Source organism: Legionella quateirensis (assembly GCF_001467955.1).
GTDB lineage: Bacteria > Pseudomonadota > Gammaproteobacteria > Legionellales > Legionellaceae > Legionella > Legionella quateirensis.
Genome location: NZ_LNYR01000003.1, coordinates 111068 through 133477, shown reverse-complemented (window position 1 = coordinate 133477; position 22410 = coordinate 111068). Strand labels below are relative to the sequence as shown.

Sequence of the window (22410 nt, the reverse complement as noted above, 5' to 3'; positions counted from 1 at the left end):
CACAAATACAAGCAGTGGAAGCCGCTGCTTTGCCCAAAACAAGCAGGAGGAAGATAAAATGAGTCATGAATCCAATTACAAACATTATACCCGGGGAGGCCAGATCTCATTCCATAATCTGCGGATGTGGTTTCAGATTAACAAAGCGCTCTTTCATGTTTACTTATTCATTTGGGCAGGGTTAAGCATTGTATTGACTTGTATCTTTGCGCCACATGGAATGATAAGACAGACGGTGTCCTATCACGCGGCTCATTTTTATCACCTGGCAGGGGTGCCACATGTATTTTCTATCCCTGTTAAAGGGGGGTATGCATCACAAACTGTCGAGCAGCTTCTCCACAATCACTATTTTTCTGCTACCTCAGATCGTTTACTGACATTCTTGTTACAGTCAACTTTATGGAGTTTTCCCTTATCGTTGATTGTGGCACTTTTGGTGAGCCGATATTTCATTTATAGAGGAAAGGTACAAACACAAAACCAATTTATACGAGGGGCGAGTTTAGTCTCATCAGAAACACTTAAAAAACAGATAATAAAGCAAAGAAAAGCATCTGATTTACATCTTGATGGATTCCCTCTTTTGCAAGGCTCAGAGGTACAGCATTTATTAGTACATGGTACGGTCGGTATGGGAAAAAGTCAGTTCATCATGAAATTGATGGATTGTTTACGTGCGCGTGGCGACCGAGTCATTGTTTATGATAAGGGGTGCACGTTTACTCAGGCGTATTTTCAGGAAGGTCATGATGTCTTACTCAATCCCTTTGATGCACGCTGCGCTAATTGGGATTTATGGCTGGAAGCCCCAAAAGATGAATTACTGGAGAATATGGCAGAAAGCCTCATCCCCATGCACGGAGAAAACGATCCGTTTTGGGTTAATGCAGCACGTACCGTGTTTGCCTGTCTTGCAAGTCAAATGCGTGAGGATAAAGAACGTTCCTTATCCAAGCTGTTAGGGTTACTTGTAACTGGCGAGTTTAGCGAGTTGGAACCTTATCTCAGCGGTACAGCTGCAGCGACTTTAGTCAGTAATAAAATAGAAAAAACAGCCATCTCCATTCGCTCCGTCATTACAACCTACCTTAAATCAATGCAGTCGTTAAGTGGGCTTGATGAGTCTGGGAAGGCTTCCTTTTCCATTCGTGATTATCTGTTAAATAAAGATTTGGAGGGCTGGCTTTTTATATCAAGCAATGGGGAACAACATAAATCTTTAAAGCCGTTGATTTCGATGTGGATTGCCATGGCATCACTGACACTCTTAAGTTTGCCAGAAGACGCGAACAGGCGAATTTGGTTTATTTGCGATGAATTACCAAGCCTGCACAAATTACCCTTATTGGGTGAAACCATTGCTGAAGTCAGGAAATTTGGCGGCTGTTTTCTTCTGGGAATGCAGAGCTTTAGTCAATTAGAGAAGGTATATGGTCGTAGTGGGGCAGCTGAAATTTTTGATTTGCTTAATACCCGAGCCTTTTTTGCAAGTCCAAGCCATGAAATGGCGCAACTTGTCAGTAAAGAGCTTGGGGATGAAGAAATTGATGACACCCGAGAAAATTACTCTTATGGAGCCAACTCCATTCGTGACGGTATTTCATTAGGAAAAAACCGTATAACACGCCCCTTAGTAACCTATCCTGAAATTATGGGACTTGATCCGCTTACCTGTTATCTGCGATTGCCAGGTCAATACCCTATTACAAAGCTGGAACTTCATTATCAAAAAAGAAGTATAAAGGCCGCAGGGTTTTTACCTCGTGCCATGCCGTCTCTCCCTCCGTGTGATGCAAATCTTAAAAATGATTCTGCTGTTAATGAGCCCACCGGCAATCGTTTTGAGGTGCAAGCGCCAACCAACATCAAACGTATCGAACGCGAGTCCGATAAAGAATTCATTTTTTGATAGAGGAATAAATCATGTTAAGTCTGCGAGTTAAACCCATTAAAAAGCCTGGTTATTATTTTGATCAGGAAAATTATTATTTTACGAACCAATTGGTTACCCAATGGTTTGGATTAAGTGCTGCACGTCAAAATCTTTCTGGAGAAGTTAACGTAAATACCCTTGAGTCTCTTGTCAGTGGCGAATTACCAAGTAGCGATCTGATTAAAGGCTTGAAATCAGCCACTGGTGAAATGAACAGGCGAGGCGGCTATGATTTAACTTTTTCTGCCCCAAAATCCGTGTCGTATCTTGGACTGGTTTGTGAACACAAAGAATTTATTGATTTGCACCTTAATGCGGTAAAGACAGTCTTAAAACTGATTGAGAAGGAGGCGGCAGAAGCCCGTAAATCAGGAAAAGATGGCATGGAATATGAAAAAACAGGGAATCTTTGTTTTGCAGCCATTCTTCATGATACCTCCCGAGAGCTTGATCCTCAGCTGCATGTGCACGCATTGTTGATGAATTTCACCGAGCGGTTGGATGGCAAATGGCGTGCTTTGGCTTCTGATATCAGTCGCAATAATGGCACCATGGAATGGATTATGAATAATCAAATCTTTTTGGGGCTTGTGTACCGATCTGAAATAGCTCTGGGTTTAAAAGAAATGGGACTCGAAATAGAGCATACGGGTGATGCCCATGGTTTATTTGAAATCAAGCATTTTGATAAGGCATTGTTGGAACAAATCTCTAAACGCCGTACCCAGGTTGAAGAACACATTAAAGGGATGCACTCTCATTCATTAAAAGCGTATGACAGAGCAACTTTGGATTCAAGGAAATCAAAGGAAATGGTTTCTCCAGAGCAATTACGCACACGATGGAGCGCTGAAAGTGAAGCGTTAGGCATTAATCCAGCCACCTATCTTGCCACCTTAAAAGAAAAAACTAAAGAATCGCATACGCCCAAAGAAGCCATGTCCAATAATCAAGAACTCGATAGAAGTGTTCTTGATGCAATTGCGCATTTAGAGGAAAAAAAACTAACCTTTACCTATCAGGAAGTGTTACAGACTAGCCTTTATTTTTCCTTAGGTGAACAGGGCTTTGAAGCGCTGATGTCACGGATTGATAAAGAAATTGATGCACAAAATCTGATTGCTCTTAATACAGAAAACTCCTCTTTTACAACGAGTAAGCTCATTAACAAGGAACAAGAGCTCATTAAAAAAATCGTGAACTTCACACACCAAAAAAAAGGCATAGAACGCAATACGGAAAAGGTTTGCAAACTCACCGAAAATGAGTCCATTCAAAAAGCAGTAACTCAAGCCTTATTTAACAAAGAAGGAGTTGTGCGCATCAAACAACAAAGCGCTGCCTCGCGTGAGCTCTTAAGCACTTTAATTGATTATTCACAGGATTCAAAAAAAATTCGTATTCTTTCTCCTTCTGCATTTTCTGCGCGGACGATGAATAAGGACATGACTAAATCAGCGCCTACCCTGTGGCAATGGATTGTATCTATTGGAAAACAGGATTTGTGTGAAACAGTAGCAGGCTTTAATTATCGTCATCGTTCAGAGCATAAATTACCTTTCTTTAACAGTAAAAAGGAGCGCGAGGTGCTGATTGTGGATGAATCACAGCGTCTGACACCTGACGAGATGAATACTTTATTATCTATTGCCGACAAGCGGAGTGCCAAAGTCATTTTGCTGGAAAAATCACAATCCCTTTCTGGTTTTAAATCCGATATTCCCGACTTGTTGAATAAAGCCGGCATAAAAACATTTGATGTTGATGACAGGAAAGCGCCTGCCACCAACATCAATCTCATAGAAGAAAAAACGATTGAAGGGCGTATTCTAAAAACAGCACAAATGTACAGTAACTTGCCGTTGAACCAGAGGCAGAATACAAAAGTATTAACTGTCTCAAAGCTCGAAGCGAAAGAGGTCAATGAAGCAATCCGTAAGCAGTTAAAAGAGCACGGGGAGATTTCAGTAGATGAAAAGAGTATAAATACGTTAACCCGTATGTCCTTGACCCTCAGTGAAAAAAAACTGGCCAAAAGTTATCAGCCCGATTGGGTATTAATCCAGAACACCCGTACAGAATCAAAAAAATTCACGGTAATCGGTGTCAATGAAAAAGACAATCAATTGATTGTTCGGAATCATAACGGGGCAAGATCACAACTTGCTGCTAAAAATATTACAGATTCCATGCAGGTTTATGAACAAACACCATTATCAGTAGGGATAGGAGATCGATTAATTGCTACGGGCAGTTTATCCTTTGAAGGATTAAAAATCGGCAACCAATATGAGGTCACTGCATTTACCCGCCATGGAATAAAAATAAAAGATGGAAAAAAAACTATTCATCTTATCACAAGTAACGAAAAGCATTTCCCATTGAGCCATGCCTATGCCAAAACCATTTATTCTGATGATATTAAACCCGTGAAACAAACCATTATGACACTACCGGCCTATGCGCTCAAACAAAATACCATGTCGGTATTATGCGAATCGAGCAAAGAAGAATTAATGATTATTACGGATGATGTGGACAAGGCTAATCGGTTTGCAATGAAGACTGCAACAAAATCCTCAGCGATATCGCTGACTTTGGATGCTGCCAAAACCAATCATGGTGCACAGATTATTGACCGTAGAACCACGGCTGATCTGCTCACGTCACTGGAACAGGCCTTAACTGTTTTAACCGCGGAAAAAACCCCGAAAAGTGATGCAGAAAAAGCGCTGAATTTTGCAATAGCACATCTTTCGGAACGAGAAGCAGCCTTTACTCGGTCAGACTTGCTTAAGGTTGCTGTTCATCAGGCTATAGGAAAAGCAGGACTTAACGAATTAAATAACGTCTTGGATAAGGTCATAACTAATGGGGATTTAATATCAGGGGGGAACGAGATTTTGACCACCAAAGAAGCGGTGGCATTTGAAGAGTCAATTATCAAGAATGTTAAAGCAGGCATTAACATGATAAAGCCGCTGATGAGTGGTGATGAAGCACGAAAACAATTAGAACTGACGCACCTTACCAAAGGCCAAAAAGAAGCCTGTGAGTTAATCACGACTACATCCGATCAGTTTATTATGATTCAGGGTTATGCAGGAACAGGAAAAACAACCATGACTCGAAGTGCGATTGACACCATCAGACATGTTCAATCGATGACTCATGAAAAGGTTGAGCTGATTGCGGTCGCGCCCACACACCAGGCTGTAAAGGAAATGAGGGCGCTGGGCATTGAAGCGCAAACATTAAAGAGTTTTCTTATTGAACAAGAACAGGAATCGACATTAAACAAAGAAACACTTGTGCTGCTTGATGAATCTTCTATGGTCTCTAATCGAGATTGCGCAAGCCTCATCCAAAAAATTCATAGTTCGGGCGCTCGTTGCGCAATGCTTGGCGATATTAGCCAGCATCAAAGCATTGAAAGTGGTAAGCCAAGCAAGATATTGATTCAAGAAGGAAGCATCAGAGTGGCCTGTATGGATGATTTGGTGCGACAACAAGTCATCGGATATAAAAAAGCAATCGAAACATTAATCACGGGTGATATTGATAAGGCCTTAACTCAGTTAGCTAATCAACCCTTAGACTCAATCACCCGGACTAAAGCCGATAGTCCTTACCATGACATTACCTCTTCAATTATTGAAACAGGCCATTCGACTCAAACGAGCCTGGAACAGGAACCCACTCAACAAGAACAAAGAGAACTCTTCCAGGAAGAATTAAAACAAAAAAGCCCCATAGAAATGGCTGTAGGAGATTATTTATCACGTACACCCGCATGCCGTGATAACACCATTGTTATCATTCATGAGAATAAAAAAAGGGAAGTTGCAAATGGTCTGATTAGAAATGCGCTGATGAAAGAGTCTAGCATAGGCCTTGAAAACAAAGAGTTTCCGCGGCTACTAAGCACGAACTACACCACTGCAGAGCTTTATTATTGTGAAACGTATCGAGATTGCTTAAAAAAGAAAGAAGAGTATTTTTTAAAGAAAGGAGAGCACTATTTTAAAGTGGTTTCGGTAGATGAGTCAGCGAAAGTAGTGGTATTAAATGATACGAAAGGAAATAAATGTCTCTTTGTTCCTGAAAAAGAAAATAAAGACTGGAAGATTGAATTGTTTCAATCCATGCCAGGAAAGGTTTCGGTGGGTGAAAAAATTCACTTTAAAAAATCTGATAAAACTTTGGGACGTTTCGCTAATGAAAGGGTGCAGGTGACGGAGGTAAATGATGAGTCATTTACCGTAAAAGACAGCAGTGGTGTGGCGCACGTACTGGAAAAAAAACAGCTGAAGGATTCCCATTGGGATTATAGTTATACTGCTACCAGTTACTCCATTCAAGGGGCTTCATCCCCATTTGTTATTGGAGTTGCTGAAACTAAAAATGCTCAAGTAAACCATCTACGTTCATTTTATATCATGGTAACGCGAGGCTCCTTGCATGCGATGATTTATACAGACGATCATAAAAAACTACAAAAACAACTTCGTGTTACTCCTGAAAAAACTTCTGCATTGGAATCGCTTGGCCGTCTGAATACCCCAATAAAGTCCAAAACGCCCAATGAGCCACCAAAATCACCCAAGCTAGCGCAAAGCATGCCCCAAATTAAGAACCAGGAAGCTCGCTATGATGCCAACACGCTGTCACAACATTTATCCGACCAGGCTGAGCTTGTGATTGAAACACTACTTGGAGAACCCAATAGAGCGCTTTCTTCAAAAACAGAATATCGATACGGTACTAACGGCAGCTTAAGCATCTGTTTAAGTGGAGAAAAAAGAGGTGTTTGGCATAACTTTGAAACAAAGGAAAAAGGAAATATGCTTCATTTGATTCAAAAAACATTAAATCTAAACTTTAAAGAAAGTCTTGAATATGCTGCAAAATTAACAGGTGATGACTTAAAGGAACGTATTAAATTAGCAAGCAAAACCCCTAATAAGATTCAAGAAATCGATTCTTATAAGAAAAGAAAAACATCAGATTATGGAATGCAATTAGCGCGAGAATCTAAACCCATATCAGGCACAATAGCAGAGCGGTATTTAAAAGAAATCAGAAAGATTCATAATGTTTCTGGAGAAAATATTCGCTTTCATCCCCATGTTTATACTAAAGATACCGAAGAAGTTCGCTACAGACCAGCACTATTGAATATTGCTCGGGACAAAGACAATAAAGTAGCCTGCGTTGAAGCGGTATATCTGGATAATGAAACCGCAAATAAAGCGATAATGAAGATGAAACCTAAGAAAACTTATGGCTCAAAAGCAGGCGCTGGAGTCATATTAAATGAGGGTACAGGGCATGAAAGTGTTACCTATATTGCAGAAGGTGTAGAAACAGGACTAAGCATCAGAGATGCAGTTCAAAATGAACGCGTTATAGCTACACTGGGCAAGGAAAATTTTGTAAATATCGATATGGCATTGCTCACTGATAAAATAGTCATTTGCATGGATAATGATGGTAAACCTATTAAAGAGGATAGGGTAATTATTCAAACCATTGAACGATTAAAACAGCATGGAAAGACTGTAGAAATTGCTATTCCTCTGCATCAAAAAGACTTTAATGATGTCAATAAAAGCGGGGGGATACAAGGAGTAGTTGATACATTAAATAAAGCAGTTAGTGTTGATAAATTGATTGGAAGCCTCAATAAAACAGATTTAAATCAAGATCAAATTAAGAAGTGCCTTGAAGCCATTTCACAACAGGTTAAACTTGAAATTCCTGAAATTAAAAGCAATTCAATTGATAAATTAAAGACCCTTCAGCGAGAAGAAATGGAAATATATTAAAATCTGTTAATTGATCATAGGAATTTTTTATATGAAAAAAATAAGTGGAATAATCTCTCTTATATTGATAAATGGATCATCATCCTACCTTATTTATGTCTATGTATTAATAGCTTGTTCCACTAAAATGAATAACCTATTACAGGTTGCGTATGATCCATCTGGAATGCAAATGTTCTTCTATTTTATATCGCTCCCGTTTTTTATCGTTTTAGCAATATTAAGTCGTATTCATTGTTTTTATTTCGATGTAAAAAGGGGATTGTCTCTGTGGTTATTTTTGATTTGGATATTGTATTTTTTATTTATCGAATTTATTGACCAAATAGTTCATTTTCCCAATGGAAATGATCTGTTTTATTATGGTAGTTTAGCTATTTCATTAGGCGCATTTACTTTAATTGGATTAACCACTCATTTCCAATTAAAACAATTAATGTCCAATTCTTGGTAAAATTTTTAGAATTAAAATTATCTGTCTTACTTTCAAATTTAACGGTAAATACCATTTATAAAACTTAATTATTGATAAATCCTTCAATGAAATTATCTACCTTTTTCTTAAGTTCTGCGATATGTTCTTCGGGATTATTCGAATCACTTTGAAGTTTATTTTTATCATAAACACAACGAAAAATATCAGCACTGATTCCAAGCAATCTTAAAAGATGAGTCGTGTGTTGACGATTTAATTCCTCTTCCTTTTCTAAACGTCTTTTTTCATCCTCGCTTATCACTGGATTATCTTTATTATGGAGATAAACCTTTATCCCTAGCTCAATCATTTCTTTCATTGTTTGAGACGATGAATCATGGCCTTCATCTTTTTTAATGGATTCGAGTTGATCAATGATTTTTTGATTTAAATAACAATAAGCCTTGGGCATAAAATCCTCTTTTAAATTTAGAATGCAGGTTCAGTGCATTAATTTTAACTGATGCTAAATAATTATATCATTTAATTATAGGTGTCGAATAGGTGTGTATTATTGTTTTATAAACTATTTATATTCAATTGTTAGGTGTGGATTGGGTGTTGATATTTTATAACTTATTGATTATTATTAAAGAGTGGATACGCACCTATATAAAACAGAGGAGTTAGCAGAATTAAAAATGCAAATCTGTACGTAAGTTATTGAATAATAATAAATATGTTTTATGCAATGAACATTGCGAGGGGTGTGTTCTTTTTTATTTAGTCATTCTTTTTGTATGTATATTTAACTGGGCATTTAAGTATTATTTATTTAAATTAAATCTTTTGAAAAGCGCGTAATAATTGCGTACTTGTGATTCACAGTATTTTTTTAACCATTTACTCAATAGGGATATTTATATCATGGATATATTAAAAAGATTTCTGAAAAAAATTGCTAAAATCATTCATTTTCGACCCTATAGTGAATGGACTGAAGAAGAGAAGGCAGTGTATGCTAAACGGCATTCTTTTCATTCTTACTCTGAATCAAATGATACAAAAATTAATCCTGCAAGCGGCCTGCCAATGATTGGTTGTCTGGATGTAAATGGTAATACATTTGGTTCTAGCAATTCATTTGATGATTATTATAGAAATCATGACAACAATTATCGTAGTTATTCATCTACAAATTATTGCAATAATTATGATCCGTTTGCCAATCGCTATTAATTGTTTCGATTTTTATTTTTATGTCCTTTTTTTACTGATATAGTAAACTAAATTTTTTATAAAATTTATGTTAATTTTGGAGAATACCATGGCTTTAATTAGTGCAAAAAAAACACCTGAAAAAGAAAAAATTAAAATCGAAATAAGCAAAGAGATCTATTCTGAAATTAAGGAATATTGCTTATGGGTTGGCATTGATGATATTAGCTATTTTTTTGAAGAGTCATCAATCATGATCTTTTCTAAAGATAAAGAATGGAAGCAACATCGAAAAGAGAAGAAACAGGCTATTTCATCCGTTTAGTATTGTTCCGCATTAGGATTAAATTTAGTAAATATACAATTAAAAAAAAGGGATATCCGAGTGAAAAACCGTATTAGGACTACATGTAAATACATCATACCACTAACTATTATTGGTCTATTTGGTTATCACTCTTATTCAGTTCAATCAAAACTAGATCAAAAAGAAAAGCAAACCTATATATCTCTAAAAGAGTTGTCCGAGATTGCCGCGAAAATTCATGGTGTTGAACCTCCTTTTCTGGATAAGGTCATGATAACCATTGTGGATTGGTTTATCCCTATCCCGTTTATTAATAAAAATGAGTCTCTAAAACTGCTGGCCGAACATAAAAATGAACTCACATCAGAGTCAAAAAGAATTTATGTGTCAGAAAGCAAGATGGGGGAAGTTGTGGTTACAAAGAATTTTAATTTCACCTCGTCTGATATTAAGGAATCAAAATCGATACCCATGGGTACAATTTTCAGCGCATTCGTCATGGCTCCTTTTCATGATTCTGATAACCCAAATCAATTACGATTTAAAATAAACATTAATTTCATGTCTTGCACGGCAATTGCGGATTCCATTTTAAAAGCAGATTATCAATCAGGGACTATAGTTGCCAAAATTAACGGCATAAACTGCGCTAATGAGAACTCAAAATCGATACCCTTAGAAGCGGTGGGATTGGTATCAGGAAGGGTACTATCCTAGAATGAATATTAGATCCTTACAAATAAAAGCACATTCAATAATGTTATTTTTTTCTTTAATAAAACGGAAGGTGGCGTTATTTTTATTTATTATTATTCTGATTAATATTAACGCTATTTTTTCTTACATCAAGATTTTTTTATTTTTAATCATCAATAAATTGGATGCTCTAATTTTAGATCACAGAATTTTTTATTATTCTGTGATCTTATCAATTAACATACTATTAATTATCAGCGCATATATAAGATATAAAATTAACAAAAGGAGGGAAAAAGAATAGCAATAAAATACCACTTATATTCAAATTAATTCCCAATCCCCAAAGTACCCCTCTTTGGTTTTAATTAAGTCCTCATAAACACACATTTCTAAACCATCCCCTAGTTCATCCCATCCCGTTAAATCCTTAGCTATCGTTAAGGAGCTATCATTGACAAAAAACACTCGTAGCACTCCATAAGTCCATATAATCCCATCAACACCGTTAAGTGTTGCTCCTTCAAAGCCCCAATCATCCATTTCTTGTTCTGGGGTATTGCGTCCGTGGTATAGTCTTAATTTCATCAAATGTTCCTTTCATCTTGCTGTTGTTATCACGCTATTTTCAGGATCAGGCAAAGAGATTGTTCTTTGCCTCTAAAAAAATTCCGTTACCTTTTTATTTCCATCATTTTTTCGGTGAACGTCCACAACGCACGATTTAATTTCACATTTTGATCAATGGCTTTTACTTCTCTCGTTTTTGTTCGAGTGGTGTAACCGTATTTATTTAAACGATGGCCACGGATCCCTCCTTTAATTAAATTTTCTTGCAGGACATTAAACACCGTAAACAAATCATTATCTTTTTGATCCACATAACGCCTTGGTTGCAATAAACGCTCAGGAGCTACAATCATTGCGCCCTCATCATCAGAAAATTTTAGAGAATGGGCAGCTTCGGCAAAAATCATCTTTTCAGTATCGTTTAAATGAATTGAAGCCATATCATCTGATACATCGAGCATCTTGTTCGCGGTTTCAATCACCTTATAAGTACCTTCAATAACATTTCCAACAACATCTCCCTGATGTTTAATTCTAATTTCGTCATAGGATTGTCCCGCAATCATTCCATTACCACACACAACCCGAAAAAGACCCGCCATTAGGCGATAAGAAGACAGGCCATCATGAGAATTAATAAGAACAAGCTCTGGATAAAGCCCCTGATTATTTTGCATGACATCATGGCGTTGAAAACGGAGCATGTGTTTTGCAAATGCTTTCGATTCTTGACTAAGGCTTTTGGTCTGAGTTGCCCAAGTTGGAAAAAATCCTTCTGACATTAATTTTTCAATGATTTGCTCTGTTGAGATAGGTGAGTACTGAGCACTTGTTTTGTGGGAACTTTCTTGTGTGAATATGGAAGGGGCTAATTTAAATAGTTTTTCTTTTGATAAAATGGGTAACATGATGTTTTCTCCTATGTTTTTACTATTGTTCTCAAGGAACAAATACAGTATCTCAAAAAAGCTTATAGTTGTCAACTATTTTTATAAATTAATCTTATAAATATAGTTTATAAAAGTAATTGAAATTTCTTGCTACCCTTGTTATACTGTTCTTGTCTTAATGACACATAGTAAAAACATAGGAGAACACAATGACTATTCCAGAAATTATCCAACAACAATTGCTGCACACGAATAAAGCGATCGTTTGGTCGTGGGGCGTATCTAAATGGTATGAACTATCGTCTAATGCGCTTGCTATAAGAGTTCATGCGCGTTATTTAGATGGTTTTGTCTGTATCGAGTTGGATGAGGCGCAAGACTTATACAATATTTCCTTTTACCTTAACAAAGACTTCTCAGACATGCTGGTGTGGCCAGTGATACCCTATAAACCGATGAAAGGAGTATTTTGCGATCAACTGGTTGAATTCATTGATAACAGAATAGAAAGAATACCCGATTATAAATACTGACTATTGCCCTACTCCCTACTGTGGGGAGTAGGCCATTAACAGGAGTAGATTCATGAAAAAATTATCGTTTGCCGTTAAAGCAAACATGAATAAACCACCTAGAGTTCACGTGCAATCAGCCGATAAAAAAACAACCTATGGCTCATTTCAAGCAAATAACTGCGATGAATTCGATAGCTGGGATAAATTAAGCCAGGAAGAAACCATTGAATTAAAGCACTACATGAATAATCTAGTGGCTATTGAGCATTACTTTTCCACAAAGGCTCTGTCCGAGCAAAAAGATTTTAGAATTCGATTACCCGGTAGCTTTATTGATGCTATTGATGAACTAAGCAAGTTATGTTTTGAAGATCACATCGACTTGAATGTTTATGATGCCATGATAAGTGCCGCTATTGGGCAACTTAAAATAAAGACAGCAAGCCTTCCTGATGAAAAAAAACAACAAGCGCTGACACTGCTTAATCAACTAGGACTTTCCGAAAATGTAAAAACAGATGTTTCTTTGAAAATTCAGGCGGTATTCTCTGAATTATTATCCATTCACAATAAATCAGAAAAACTGCACCAAAAAGCCAGGATGCTTTTTAGTAAAGATAAAAGTATTGCTCCAAAAACTATTGAGGAAATCGCAAAAGGTGAACTATCAACCTCGAAATGGTTAGTAGCTTGTGCTGTAGAGATTTTACTGGAGGAAAAGCCAGATATAGTGCAAAAAATATTAACTGACGACGATATCTTGTTTTTGTGGGCAAACCCTTTACTAAAAAATCATAGACCAATCAAGGAACTGCTCGATAAACTAGAATCATTGAATAACTCGGAAACGTTAAGCAATAAACTAAAATCCATGGATTAAGTTTAGTTAAATACTTTCCAAATTATCACATTTATGCTATAAATTAATATGAAAATAAAATTTTATCAAAAAAAATCGGGCAAAAACCCCGTGGCGGAATTTCTAAATGATTTACCGTCCGATGAAATAGCGCGACTTGCTGGTTGTTTACAGAGTGTTGAAGAACTGGGTTTTGATAGCCCACGGGTGCAATTCAGGCAAATAAAAGGCTCGCTTTGGGAAATTAAAATTAAAACATCGCGCAGTGGTTATCGGTTTTTTTATGTGTGCATTCAAAAAGAAATCATCGTTCTTTTACATGCCTATAAAAAACAATCACAAAAAGCGCCAAAGCAAGAAATTGAACTGGCTGAAAAACGAATGATGGAGGTATACGATCATGAAAGCACTTACCTTAAATGAATTTATTAACGATAAAATCAATCAAGATGAAGAATTTGCCAAGCACTATGAGCGTGAGCAAATTATTAATAATATAGCAGTAATGATTGTAAATGCCCGTAAAAAGCGACATATGACGCAATCTGAATTGGCCAGTAAAATTGGAACCAAACAATCTGTTATTTCTCGCCTTGAAAGTGGCAATAGTTCATTTATCCCTTCATTAGAGACCCTGGTGAAGGTTGCTGATGCGCTGAACATGCACTTAAAATTGCAATTACAGGCCTAATTACTCTTTGGCCAATATGGATTAACAGTAAACTTTAAAGGATATTAAATGGCATTAGATTTTTCCAAACTGGGTACGGGACAAACTGTTGATACTGTTTTAAAGCCGAGAGAAATTTTTAATGCGTTACCCAATAAAAAATCAAACAAATTTCATTACCCCCGCGATGTGCAATCTCAAGTATGGAGCAAGTGGTTTGACCGAAAAGAGGAACGAAACCTGGTCATAAAAATGAATACAGGCGGCGGTAAAACAGTGGTTGGTCTTTTAATTTTAAAAAGTTGCCTGAATGAGAAGAAAGGTCCTGTAGTTTACATTGTTCCAGATAATTTTTTAGTAGAGCAAGTTTTATCCGAAGCAAAAGATCTTGGATTAAATGCAGTCGACAACCCTGAAAATGAGAGTTTTTTAAAAGGGAAAGCAATTTTAGTAACTAATATATATAAATTAATTAACGGGAAATCAGTATTTGGAGTTGGGGATGAAGGAACCAAAATACCCATTAAAACGATCCTTATTGATGATGCCCATGCATGCGTAAATACAGTCGAAGAACAATTCACTTTGAATGTATCATCCTCTAACCCAGCACATAAAAAAATATATAGTATTTTTGAAGAGGCAATGAAAAGGCAGTCAGAAGCAAAATATTTGGAGATTAAATCAGGGGATCCTTTTGCCTACATCTTAATCCCATATTGGAACTGGCAAGAAAATCTAAGTAATGTAATGCAGGTTTTAATTGAAAACAAAAATCATGAAGAAATAAAATTTAAATGGGCATTGATTAAAGAAAATTTAGAGCGATGTAGTTGCGTAATTAGTAAGAATACCATTGAAATTACAAGTAATTGTATTCCAATCGATGTGATTCCATCTCTGAGTAATGCATCAAGAAAAATATTTATGACTGCCACATTATCGGACGATAGCGTCTTAACCACCCATTTTGGTGTAAGCCCCCAATACCTTAATACCCCAATCACACCAGATTCAGCGGGAGATGTAGGTGACAGATTAATCTTACTACCACAAGCTCTTAACACCAATATGTTTGATAGTGATGTTAAAGCATTATGTTTGGAATTAGCCAAAGAATATAACGTAGTAGTAATTGTCCCTTCTAACAAGCGAGTGGAGTTTTGGGAGGATGCGGCGAATCTCATTTTAAATAAAGACAGTATACTTCATGGAATTGAACAACTTAAAACGACTCATATTGGATTAACTATTTTAGTTAACAAATATGATGGGATTGATTTACCCGAAAATGCTTGCCGATTGTTAGTTATAGATGGATTACCAGCAGCCAGAAATAATATTGATAAAATTCGCCAGAGTGAACTTGCGGGTAGTTCGAACAGAGTAAATCAAATAGTTCATAAAGTGGAACAGGGGATGGGGAGAGGAATTAGATCTAATGATGATTATTGCGTCATTTTTCTTATGGGGAAAGATCTTACTTCTCAGCTTTATACGGGCGAAACTTTAGAACTATTTTCACCCGCGACAAAGGCTCAATTAGAACTATCAGAGCAAATAGCAGACCAAATAAAAGAAAAGGGAGCTGATGAGATTAAAACCGTCATAAACTACTGTCTAAAAAGGGATCCTCAATGGGTTAAGTTAAGCAGGGGTATTATGGCAGACTTAAATTATTCTAATCAAAATAAAACTGACCCAATAAAAATAGCTTTAAGAGAGGCTTACGATTTAGATCGCTCTGGGAAACCACAAGAAGCAGCAAATAGAATTTTGAATGAAATCAATAGGTCAAATGAAGATCCTTTATTAAGAGGCGTGTTAAAACAATATATGTCAGAATATATAAACAAGTACGATAAGGTGGAATCGCAAAAAACTCAGTTATCCGCTATATCTGATAATTTAAGGGTTCTTAAACCAATCGAAGGCATCTGTTATAGACCACTACAAAATCATACCGGATCACAAGCAATACAATGTTCTACCTATTTAAAAGAAAAATTTAAAGATGGGAACAAACTTATTATCTATGCAGAGGGAGTATTTTCAAAACTTATATTTAGTGAAGGCACTGCAAATATATTTGAAGATGCTTTTAAAGATTTAGCATACCTTCTTGGCTTTATAGGCCAACGCCCAGAAAATGATTATGGAAAAGGACCAGATAATCTCTGGCTATTGGATGATTTAAAATTTTTAGTTATTGAATGTAAAAATGGTGCAACTACGGATCTTATTTGTAAACACGATTGTAACCAGCTGAATGGTTCTGAAATTTGGTTTAATAACAATTATGGCAATGGTGCTAAATGTGTACCTATTATGATTCATTTATCTGCTTGTTTTGAGTATGCGTGTTCTCCAAGTAAAAATATAAAAATAATAAATAAGAACTTATTAGAAAAGTTAGTTAATAACGCTCGTCAATTTATAAGATCTATAGCCACTGATAATAAGTTTGAAGACAGTCAAACTGTCAAACAACGTCTGAATCAATACAAGTTAGAGGCTAATGATATTACAGCCAACTACACAACTCCTTTTAAAACAAAAAAAACCTAAACACTTTAGATATATAATGGAAACAACTAAAAAAACAGTATTTTATCAATATTAAAAGGAATACTTCTTTGGCATTATTAGATTTTGAGCTAGTTAAACGCAAGTCTAAACAAAGGATAAGCATGGGGACTGTACTTAATTTAATTGTTGATTCGATACAAGAAGGTTTTTTACACCCATCAAGATTTATAAAAAAAATCAAAAGTCACTCTCAGCTACAAGTGGTATTAAAAACACCTCCCCAAACGGCTAACTCGGATCAAATAATTCATTGGAACAAGTGGGATGGTTTTTATTTTGATAAAAAATATACCCTGAATCTAAGGAAAAGATACGACTCAACGCTACAATATATTCCAGAACTAGAATATATCGTTACAGTTAATGAAACAGAAAATTGGTGGTGTGATATTCGCGATATTGATTGCCTTGGCGCATCAAAATCAGATTTGAGCCTGTTTAAAACCCTTGATAATTTCGCAACAACGGTTAACCATAATTTAATCACCGATATATCAGAACAAAATTTAAACAAAAATTTACAGTGGGAGGGTGGACGAGTACTCAACAATCCTTCATTGTATTGTTATGCATGGGATAACAACCGCATTCATTTATGTAATAGTGGAGGATCTCATCATTTTTCAGCAGCTCGATATCTTGCCTTAAAATTAAACAAAAAAATTCCTATTTGCGGTAGACTATATACAGTTCATTTAGACGCAAAGTCCGTATTTTCTTTATTAAATCAATTTGACCTTTTTTCTGTAAACAGTAAAGACTGGTTCTTTATTAGTGAAGAATGTGAACATTTTGGTGCTCCAGTTGGATTTTACCCTGCCCCACGACCGTTTTATGACCAAACAATTATTTTCCTTCCCCGTAATAATAAACGCTCAATGAGGATCTCGAAATTATTTAAACAAATTCAGCTATTTGATTTCAGCCTTTTCTTATTAAAGTCTCTAAAAAATCAAGAGAACAATGGCTAATACCGAGCGATCACACATAATTTCAAAAAAAGGACTTTCCGATATCACAAGGGTACACCCTTGTGATAAATTTTACCCTTTTTTAAAATCCCTTGTTTTTACTATCAATAGAATATGGTTTTTATTTATGATAAAGTGCTATCACTACTCTTAAATATTATAGTTGGAAGGTCCAAAAATATCAGCCAGTCTTCTTGAAGTTGCTACACCATAATTCCATATAAATCATCAAAAAAATAATCTTTTCGGGAAATTTTTATTTGATTAATAGCAATAATACGGGGGCTGGTATTTCAGATCTCGATCAGCCACAGAATGAATAAAAATAAAAACCAAAATTACTAACCCACACGATCAATTTTTTCGAACAGCTATGGCAGACATTCGGGTTGCACGTGATTTTTTGAACGCTTGGTTGCCACATGATAACGCGAGCGCATTGATTTTTCTAAATTAGAAATGCAGCCTCGCTCCTATATTAATGAGGTACGTCAAGAGTCTGAAGTTGATGTGTTATAAAACAACGATAGACAATAAAAAAGCCTATCTTTATTTTCTTTTAGAGCATCAATCCAAACCTGATCCATTAATGCCTTTTCGATTGCTTAAATACCCAGTTATGTACACTCCCGTTGCATCACTGAAATAGGTAACCCGACATAATCTAAATAGAGCCGAAATCAGTGATGCAACACGCACTCCGTTGCAGTCAAAAATTCATATTGACTTTAGTGATTATTTTGCTTTAAAATTTGAAATAATATGAAAAACCCTCAAAAGTAGGTTTATAACGCCATGAAAATTACATCTTAAGTACGCCCATCTATAGGGCGAAGAGAGAAAGTCATTTTTGATTTTCTATTTTTTTATTGTCCTAAAAGACATGCTTAAGAGTAAACCATGCACCATAAACCGATTCAATTTAAAGACCTAGGTCTTATCTATCCGCATAAAATCTGCTTTCAAGACTTCAGTGGTGAAATCCATTTTGGTGAGCGTATTGCATTGATTGGCCGAAATGGCTCAGGAAAATCAACCTTACTTAAGATGCTTGCTGGTCTTTGTTCAGCTTCTGCTGGCGAAATTAAAATGCCACAGGATGTTCGTATTGGTTATTTACCCCAAGTGATTGAAGAGTGTCCTGATTTAAGTGGTGGTCAACGATTAAACCAAGCATTAACCAAAATATTGTCTGAAGATCCGAATGTGTTGTTGTTGGATGAACCCACAAATCATCTGGACAGACGCAATCGTCGTTCTTTAATGCGTATGCTCCTGCATTATCCAGGGACGTTGATCATTGCTTCTCATGATACGGAGCTCATCAATACAGTCGCAGATACTCTATGGCATATTGATTTAGGTAAGCTCACTATATTTAGAGGGGCTTATTGTGATTATCAGCACATGCTTAAAGACAAGAAAGCATCGATTGAACAGGAATTATCACGGATTACACGTGAGAAGAAAGAATCCCATCTTGCTCTAATGAGAGAACAAGAACGGAACAAACGTTCTCGTGTACAGGGTGAAAAAAAGATAGCGCAGCGTAAATGGCCAACGATTCGATCTCATTCAAAGCTGGCCAATGCAATGACAACAGGAAATCAACGATTAAGTCAGATTAATCATAAAAAACAACAGGCGCTTGAAGAGCTTTCATCTTTAAATCTTCCGGAAACGATTAAGCCCAAATTTAAATTAAATGGTCTTGACCACCATAAGCCCTTAATCAGGATTCAAGACGCTTCTATTGCCTACGAGGCTTTCGATGTGATTCTTGAAGAGATTCATTTTCACTTGAATGGCTGCGAACGGGTGGCATTGTATGGGGACAACGCATCAGGGAAGTCCACCTTTGTCAAAGCGATCTTGGGGGATAGTCACATTAAGAGAACAGGTGAATGGACTCTTCCAGAGCGCAATACAATTGGGTATCTCGATCAGCATTATCAACATCTGGATTGTGACGAAACAGTTCTGGATTTGATGAAAAGTCAGATGCCCCATGCTTCTCATGCTGAACTTCGTGTCCATTTGAATGACTTTTTATTTCGCAAAAATGAAGAAGTAGAACTACAGGTCAAAGATCTCTCTGGTGGTGAAAAGGCAAGGCTTTCTTTAGCCTTAATTGCCGCCAATCCGCCTAAACTACTTATTTTAGATGAGGTAACCAACAATGTGGATTTGGAGACACGCGCTCATATCATCGAGGTATTACGTGAATTTCCAGGCGCAATGTTGGTTATTTCTCACGACCATGACTTTTTAGAATCCATTCACATTGAAACCAGGTATCACGTTCATCAAGGGAAGATATATCATTTCAATGGGGAACAATCAGAGGGTGTTTATCATGATGACTAATCGTTTGCCTAATCACATAGGCTCTTTTATGTGGCATTTTTTAAAACCGTATCGTCGCATGGTTTTTTTATTTATCCTGCTTGCTTTAATGGCTGGATTTTGGGGACCGTTTAATAGTTTATTGATTAAGTCCTTCATTAATACCTTAGCGGCAAAGACAAATACAGACTTCTCCTCTTTGTATTGGATCGCTGGATTACTGGTAGTGAACTTTATTGTCTTTGACAATATCACCTGGCGAACAATTGGGTACTTGAACTACAAATACGAAGCAGTGATTAAAAACCAAATCATTAGCCAAATGTTTGAGTATGTGCTGGGAAGTAGTACGCAATTTTTTCAGGATAATCTATCTGGGCGAATTGCCACACAAATTACCACTCTTGCTGATAATCTTGAGATTATTTTGCATCGCGTGTCTGTCGATTTTCTTCGTGGTGCTTCGTTGTTAGTGGTTTCATTTATTACAGCCTATTTTGTTAATGTCTTGTTCTTTTATATTTTATTTTTTTGGTTTATTGCCTTTGCTTCATTTAGTATTTGGATGTCGGCACGATTAGTCCAATTATCTGATGACCATGCAAGTTCTGAATCACAGCTTTCTGGGCAATTAGTCGATAGCCTGGCGAATCAATCCAATATTCGTATTTTTTCACGTAAAGGCTTTGAAGTAGAGCGTATGAATACTTTTTTTCGCTCGGTACAACGGGCTTTTCAGAAAAAAGAACTGTTTATTGTTTTATTATGCTGCGCCCAAGGTGGAATGATTGCGGTAATGATGGGTTTGGCATCGATTACCTTAATTCACTTGTATGGCAAGGGACTGGTGAGCATTGGTGATTTTGCTTTGATTCTTGGACTTTCCATGGAATTGGGGCATATGATGTGGTACACCATGTACCAAGTGGACCAATTTAACCAAGCCTTGGGTAAAGCAAAGCAAAGTTTAAATGCATTGGTCATCCCTCATGAGATACAGGATAAGAATAATGCACCCCAATTAATTGTCACGCAGGGACGAATTGAATTTTCCAAGGTAAAATTTCATTACCAAGGTGGTTACTCCCTGTTCCAGAATAAGTCGGTCACAATTGAAGCCGGTCAAAAAGTGGGTTTGGTGGGCTATTCAGGAAGCGGCAAGTCCACTTTTGTTAATTTGATTTTACGACTTTATGAAGTAGTGGATGGGCAAATTCTAATCGATGGTCAAAACCTATCCGAAGTGACTCAAGAGAGTTTAAGGCAAGCCATTGCCATGATTCCACAAGACCCAACTCTTTTTCATCGAAACCTCATGGATAATATTCGTTATGGCAGGACAAAAGCCTCGGATGAGGAAGTCATTTCAGCCTCCAAGAAGGCCCATGCGCATGAATTCATTAGTCTTTTGCCAGAAGGTTATGAGACCTTGGTCGGTGAACGTGGTGTGAAGCTTTCAGGTGGTCAGCGCCAGCGCATTGCCATAGCACGGGCGATTTTAAAAAATGCGCCCATTTTAATGTTGGACGAAGCCACGTCTCAGCTGGATTCCATTACAGAATCCAACATTCAAGAGAGTCTCTGGGAGTTGATGCAGGGAAAAACAACCTTGGTAGTTGCGCATCGTTTATCTACTCTCCTGCATATGGACCGAATTTTAGTATTCGATAAAGGTCATATTGTTGAAGACGGTACACATACTGAACTATTGAATCGCGGTGGTTTGTACAAAACACTGTGGGATGCGCAGGTAGGTGGGTTTTTACCCGATGAACGAAAAGAAGAGTCTCAAGACTTAGTGGATAGTGGGGTAGCAAATGAATAAACCACATATAGAGTTTAGGGTAGTGCATCATTTACTTAATGACTTACTATCCGGCTTGCAATCGATTTTAAAAGAACATTTGTTGGGTGTTTACGTGTATGGTTCATTCGTCTGGGGTGATTTTGATGAAACAACCAGCGACATTGATGTTCTTGTGGCATTAAACCAAGAAATGACACCAGAAGAATTTGCAGCTTTAGGTGATTTGCATACCAATCTTGTTCAGAATTTCCCAGCTTGGAATGACCGAATTGAAGTGGCTTATGCATCTTATAGAATGTTACAACATTTTAAGACAGAGCAAGGTCAAATTGCTGTCATTAGCCCAGGAGAACCGTTTCACCTCAAAAAAGCAGGAACAGATTGGCTTATTAATTACTATTTGTTGCAAACAAATAGTCTCATTCTATACGGTCCATCAGCAAAGTCGATTATTGCTCCTGTATCAAATAGTGAGTTTATAGAGCATGTCAAAAAACAGGCCATTGAGTGGCAAGATTGGGTTATTCATACCAGAAATTCTTTAGGGTATCAATATTATGCTGTATTAACTCTATGCAGGGCTTTGTATGTGCTCCAACATCAGGAACAAGGCTCTAAGTTAAAAGCTGGAACTTGGGCTAAAAATCAATTCCCAAAATGGCGAGTTTTAATTCAACGAGCATTAACTAAAGCGGAACTAAATCATGCAAGCGATATCTTGACCGAAGAAACCTGGCAAGAAGTCTCTGCATTTGTGGATGAAATGGTTCAGCATATTCAAGAGAGAGAATAA

At 36.8% G+C, this 22410-nt stretch carries 18 protein-coding genes and 1 pseudogene; 16 read left to right on the top strand and 3 right to left on the bottom strand.

Annotated features, from left to right (window positions below):
- Positions 1–58 precede the first annotated feature (58 nt).
- Genes traD through Lqua_RS02135 form a run of 3 tightly spaced genes read left to right on the top strand, consistent with a single transcriptional unit; the run spans position 59 to position 8218 of the window.
- On the top strand, positions 59–1912 hold the full coding sequence (traD, locus tag Lqua_RS02145) for a type IV conjugative transfer system coupling protein TraD (protein ID WP_058472668.1): 1854 nt from the start codon (positions 59–61) through the stop codon (positions 1910–1912).
- A gap of 14 nt (positions 1913–1926) precedes the next feature.
- Complete coding sequence (gene traI, locus Lqua_RS02140) at positions 1927–7764, top strand: conjugative transfer relaxase/helicase TraI (RefSeq protein WP_058472667.1); 5838 nt, start codon at positions 1927–1929, stop codon at positions 7762–7764.
- Positions 7765–7795: 31 nt separating this feature from the next.
- On the top strand, positions 7796–8218 hold the full coding sequence (locus tag Lqua_RS02135) for a hypothetical protein (RefSeq protein ID WP_058472666.1): 423 nt from the start codon (positions 7796–7798) through the stop codon (positions 8216–8218).
- A gap of 64 nt (positions 8219–8282) precedes the next feature.
- Here Lqua_RS02135 and Lqua_RS02130 read toward each other — a convergent pair whose 3' ends face one another.
- Positions 8283–8651, bottom strand: a complete 369-nt coding sequence (locus tag Lqua_RS02130; RefSeq protein ID WP_058472665.1) for a hypothetical protein — start codon at positions 8649–8651, stop codon at positions 8283–8285.
- A 395-nt stretch (positions 8652–9046) separates the two neighbouring features.
- Here Lqua_RS02130 and Lqua_RS02125 point away from each other — a divergent pair, with 395 nt between their 5' ends.
- The 3 genes from Lqua_RS02125 to Lqua_RS02115 all read left to right on the top strand — a co-directional run bounded on the left by Lqua_RS02125 (position 9047) and on the right by Lqua_RS02115 (position 10421).
- Complete coding sequence (locus tag Lqua_RS02125; RefSeq protein WP_476630073.1) at positions 9047–9418, top strand: hypothetical protein; 372 nt, start codon at positions 9047–9049, stop codon at positions 9416–9418.
- Between the two features lie 88 nt (positions 9419–9506).
- Positions 9507–9722 carry a hypothetical protein gene (locus tag Lqua_RS02120; RefSeq protein ID WP_058472663.1) on the top strand — a complete coding sequence of 72 codons (216 nt, stop codon included), beginning with the start codon at positions 9507–9509 and terminating at the stop codon, positions 9720–9722.
- A gap of 60 nt (positions 9723–9782) precedes the next feature.
- Complete coding sequence (locus Lqua_RS02115) at positions 9783–10421, top strand: hypothetical protein (RefSeq protein WP_042238340.1); 639 nt, start codon at positions 9783–9785, stop codon at positions 10419–10421.
- Positions 10422–10724: 303 nt separating this feature from the next.
- Here the strand turns inward: Lqua_RS02115 and Lqua_RS02105 are convergent, their stop codons facing one another.
- A complete protein-coding gene (locus tag Lqua_RS02105) occupies positions 10725–10988 on the bottom strand; it encodes a hypothetical protein (RefSeq protein ID WP_058472661.1) in 264 nt (87 codons plus the stop codon).
- Positions 10989–11074: 86 nt separating this feature from the next.
- A complete protein-coding gene (locus tag Lqua_RS02100; protein ID WP_058472660.1) occupies positions 11075–11878 on the bottom strand; it encodes a DUF932 domain-containing protein in 804 nt (267 codons plus the stop codon).
- Positions 11879–12069: 191 nt separating this feature from the next.
- Here Lqua_RS02100 and Lqua_RS02095 point away from each other — a divergent pair, with 191 nt between their 5' ends.
- The 10 genes and pseudogenes from Lqua_RS02095 (at position 12070) to Lqua_RS02055 (ending at position 22410) form a co-directional block, all read left to right on the top strand.
- Positions 12070–12393 (top strand): hypothetical protein, encoded by a 324-nt coding sequence (locus tag Lqua_RS02095; RefSeq protein WP_058472659.1) that lies wholly within the window; start codon positions 12070–12072, stop codon positions 12391–12393.
- A 52-nt stretch (positions 12394–12445) separates the two neighbouring features.
- Positions 12446–13255: a hypothetical protein gene (locus tag Lqua_RS18625; protein ID WP_058472658.1), complete on the top strand. Its 810-nt coding sequence runs from the start codon at positions 12446–12448 to the stop codon at positions 13253–13255.
- Between the two features lie 48 nt (positions 13256–13303).
- A complete protein-coding gene (locus tag Lqua_RS02085) occupies positions 13304–13657 on the top strand; it encodes a type II toxin-antitoxin system RelE/ParE family toxin (RefSeq protein WP_058472657.1) in 354 nt (117 codons plus the stop codon).
- Complete coding sequence (locus Lqua_RS02080; RefSeq protein WP_058472656.1) at positions 13635–13925, top strand: helix-turn-helix domain-containing protein; 291 nt, start codon at positions 13635–13637, stop codon at positions 13923–13925. The genes Lqua_RS02085 and Lqua_RS02080 overlap by 23 nt, the downstream gene beginning before the upstream one ends.
- A 48-nt stretch (positions 13926–13973) precedes the next feature.
- Positions 13974–16472: a DEAD/DEAH box helicase family protein gene (locus Lqua_RS02075; RefSeq protein WP_058472655.1), complete on the top strand. Its 2499-nt coding sequence runs from the start codon at positions 13974–13976 to the stop codon at positions 16470–16472.
- 68 nt (positions 16473–16540) lie between these two features.
- On the top strand, positions 16541–17464 hold the full coding sequence (locus tag Lqua_RS02070) for a DUF6685 family protein (protein ID WP_133141072.1): 924 nt from the start codon (positions 16541–16543) through the stop codon (positions 17462–17464).
- A gap of 319 nt (positions 17465–17783) precedes the next feature.
- Positions 17784–18113 (top strand): annotated as a pseudogene (locus tag Lqua_RS18620) (Rpn family recombination-promoting nuclease/putative transposase).
- A gap of 251 nt (positions 18114–18364) precedes the next feature.
- Positions 18365–19831: an ABC-F family ATP-binding cassette domain-containing protein gene (locus Lqua_RS02065; protein WP_058472653.1), complete on the top strand. Its 1467-nt coding sequence runs from the start codon at positions 18365–18367 to the stop codon at positions 19829–19831.
- Complete coding sequence (locus Lqua_RS02060) at positions 19824–21635, top strand: ABC transporter ATP-binding protein (RefSeq protein WP_115148862.1); 1812 nt, start codon at positions 19824–19826, stop codon at positions 21633–21635. Before Lqua_RS02065 ends, Lqua_RS02060 begins: the two co-directional genes overlap by 8 nt.
- Entirely contained in the window at positions 21628–22410 is a 783-nt protein-coding gene (locus Lqua_RS02055; protein ID WP_058472651.1) for a nucleotidyltransferase domain-containing protein, read from the top strand. Before Lqua_RS02060 ends, Lqua_RS02055 begins: the two co-directional genes overlap by 8 nt.

Bases quoted from the DNA above. Each gene is read 5' to 3' on its own strand.
- Lqua_RS02080 (WP_058472656.1), top strand. From the start codon at position 13,635: ATGAAAGCACTTACCTTAAATGAATTTATTAACGATAAAATCAATCAA.
- traD (WP_058472668.1), top strand. From the start codon at position 59: ATGAGTCATGAATCCAATTACAAACATTATACCCGGGGAGGCCAGATC.
- Lqua_RS02105 (WP_058472661.1), bottom strand. From the start codon at position 10,988: ATGAAATTAAGACTATACCACGGACGCAATACCCCAGAACAAGAAATG.
- Lqua_RS02075 (WP_058472655.1), top strand. From the start codon at position 13,974: ATGGCATTAGATTTTTCCAAACTGGGTACGGGACAAACTGTTGATACT.
- Lqua_RS02095 (WP_058472659.1), top strand. From the start codon at position 12,070: ATGACTATTCCAGAAATTATCCAACAACAATTGCTGCACACGAATAAA.
- Lqua_RS02120 (WP_058472663.1), top strand. From the start codon at position 9,507: ATGGCTTTAATTAGTGCAAAAAAAACACCTGAAAAAGAAAAAATTAAA.
- Lqua_RS02130 (WP_058472665.1), bottom strand. From the start codon at position 8,651: ATGCCCAAGGCTTATTGTTATTTAAATCAAAAAATCATTGATCAACTC.
- Lqua_RS02060 (WP_115148862.1), top strand. From the start codon at position 19,824: ATGACTAATCGTTTGCCTAATCACATAGGCTCTTTTATGTGGCATTTT.
- Lqua_RS02055 (WP_058472651.1), top strand. From the start codon at position 21,628: ATGAATAAACCACATATAGAGTTTAGGGTAGTGCATCATTTACTTAAT.
- Lqua_RS02135 (WP_058472666.1), top strand. From the start codon at position 7,796: ATGAAAAAAATAAGTGGAATAATCTCTCTTATATTGATAAATGGATCA.
- Lqua_RS02085 (WP_058472657.1), top strand. From the start codon at position 13,304: ATGAAAATAAAATTTTATCAAAAAAAATCGGGCAAAAACCCCGTGGCG.
- Lqua_RS02100 (WP_058472660.1), bottom strand. From the start codon at position 11,878: ATGTTACCCATTTTATCAAAAGAAAAACTATTTAAATTAGCCCCTTCC.
- traI (WP_058472667.1), top strand. From the start codon at position 1,927: ATGTTAAGTCTGCGAGTTAAACCCATTAAAAAGCCTGGTTATTATTTT.
- Lqua_RS18625 (WP_058472658.1), top strand. From the start codon at position 12,446: ATGAAAAAATTATCGTTTGCCGTTAAAGCAAACATGAATAAACCACCT.
- Lqua_RS02065 (WP_058472653.1), top strand. From the start codon at position 18,365: ATGCACCATAAACCGATTCAATTTAAAGACCTAGGTCTTATCTATCCG.